The organism is Streptomyces sp. NPDC004542, assembly GCF_040610035.1.
Classification (GTDB): Bacteria; Actinomycetota; Actinomycetes; order Streptomycetales; family Streptomycetaceae; genus Streptomyces.
Map to the genome: position 1 here is coordinate 1 of NZ_JBEXLP010000204.1, position 2030 is coordinate 2030.

1 protein-coding gene is annotated in these 2030 nt (G+C 66.2%); it reads right to left on the reverse strand.

Going from position 1 to position 2030, the window contains the following annotated elements:
- Nucleotides 1-91 precede the first annotated feature (91 nt).
- A partial coding sequence (locus tag ABZX30_RS38065; RefSeq protein ID WP_355943017.1) for a serine/threonine-protein kinase occupies nucleotides 92-2030 on the reverse strand: 1939 nt, incomplete at its 5' end.

A 2030-nucleotide genomic window follows, 5' to 3' on the forward strand; every position in this document is an offset into this window, starting at 1 on the left:
CGAACAGAACTGACCACTCGTCAGCTATCTCTCCCGTCACAAAGTGACCAACGACGCGCAACACTCCACGTCACGGAGTGTCGTTGCAGTACTAGCTCCTCCAGGACCCTTGGGGGTCGCGTTCCGGCATCCAGCTCGGGTGTTCGAGTCGGCCTGTGGCAGCATCGGCCAGCCACCTGGCCCACCTGTCGATGAATTCGTCCAGCTCGCCGATGACGAGGGGGGTGAAGGGCCAGGCTGCTTGCCTCGTGCCGATCCCCCGAGCGATCGCCGCGCGGCCTTGGTGAGGATCGAGGGCGAAGGGGTCCGTCGACGACACCGAGCCGCTGAATGCGTTCATCATGAAAGCCGTCTCAAACCACTGATACTGCTCAGCCACCTGGGCATCGGCGTACCACAGAGAGTGGCTTCGGCCTTCGTAGCCGCGACGGGCCACGGTGGTCTTCACCGTGATCGTCGCGGCGGCGATCACGTCGAAGGGCTGTGGTGACCCGGTTACGGCCTGAGGGATTTCCTCGGGGCCGGTGAAGGCCAACTCGGCACCGCTGAGGTGGATCGTCCAGCCTCCCGCGTTCTCTCTGCGCACGGTGGCTGTGGAGAGAACGCCCGTGATCGCCGTCAGGAGCTGCTCGGAGATGAGGCTGAGAGACGTTGCTGCGGCTGCGAACAGGTCCTCGCGGCGTTCGGCTTCGGTGGCTTGTTCGGACGCCTGACGGTGGCCCTCGGCACGGCGTGCGACCACTTCCCGGTCAGCTTCCACGAGTGCCGCCAGTCCCCCGGTCAGCGCGCCGACGGGGATGCGTAGCAGCCGTTCCAGCACGTTGGCGGGAGCCGGGCGCGCCTGTGGCGCCTTGTAGAGGCATTCCGTGATCAGTGCGGCCAGGAGGGCGGGAGCTGCCGTCAGCGGAGGCGGGGTGCCACGCAGGTGTTGGTCGGCGAAGGCCACCTCGTCGGGACCGGTGAAGGGGACGGTTCCCTCCAGGAGCTCGTAGGCGAGAACTCCCAGCGCGTAGATGTCGCTGGCGCTGGTGGCCCGCTGATTCTTCCAGCGCTCGGGAGCCATGTAGGCCAGGGTTCCGGAGAACTTGTAGGTCAGCTGGGCAGTGACGGCTTCGGCGTACCGGGCGATCCCGAAGTCGGCCAGACACCAGCGGCCGTTGAGGAGCAGGACGTTCTCCGGTTTGAGGTCCCGGTGCACGACCTTGCCGTCCAGATCGGTCAGCGTCTCGGCGATGTCCGTCAGCACCCGCACTGCCTCTTCGAGCGCCAGCGGCCCCTTCTGCAGGTGCGCACGAAGGGATTCCTTGGCAAGGGGCATGACGAGTACCCAGTGGTCGTCATGCTCGCCGCTGTCGATGACAGGCACGACGTTGCGCACACCCGGCAGGTCGGTGAACAGCATCTCCCGGTCGGCCCCGGGTCTCTTGGGTACGAGCTTCGCCGCCGCTTCCGTGACGTCTGCAGACTGCGCCTCGTAGACAGCGCCGAAGCCTCCCGGGTCCCCGATGGGGGCGCCCAGGATCCACTCCTGCTCCAGCAGCACTCGCACCTCTCCCACCCCAGGGGCGGCTACGGGTTCCGGCGCCGGGTCCGGCTCGGGTTCAGCAGCCGGTGCCGGCGCCGTCTGGCCGGCGAACATCTCCCGGTCGGCATCGAGGGCTTGGTGCACTTGCCGACAGGCCTCGCTGACATAGGCCCGCAGCGATTTGGCGTGCTCGTACCGCATGACCTGGCGCGGGATTTCCATCGTCCAACTGCCGTCTTCCTGCCTGCTGCGCGAGGAAGACAGGAGCGGCTCGTTGGCCATGTACTCCGGAATGAGGCCAATGATCCGCGGGCGCATGTGCCGGAACGTCGCCTGGAGTTCCTCGGAAGTCAGCATGACCCGAGTGACCTCATTCGGTGAACGCGGCGCGTTCCGCCACAACGCGATCATGAGCCCTTTCCAACCTGGCTGTTGGGTGCGGCGTTGGGCTGACAACATGGTGAAGCCCCTGGTAGATGGGTTTTCGACCAAGAGAACCGTCTCC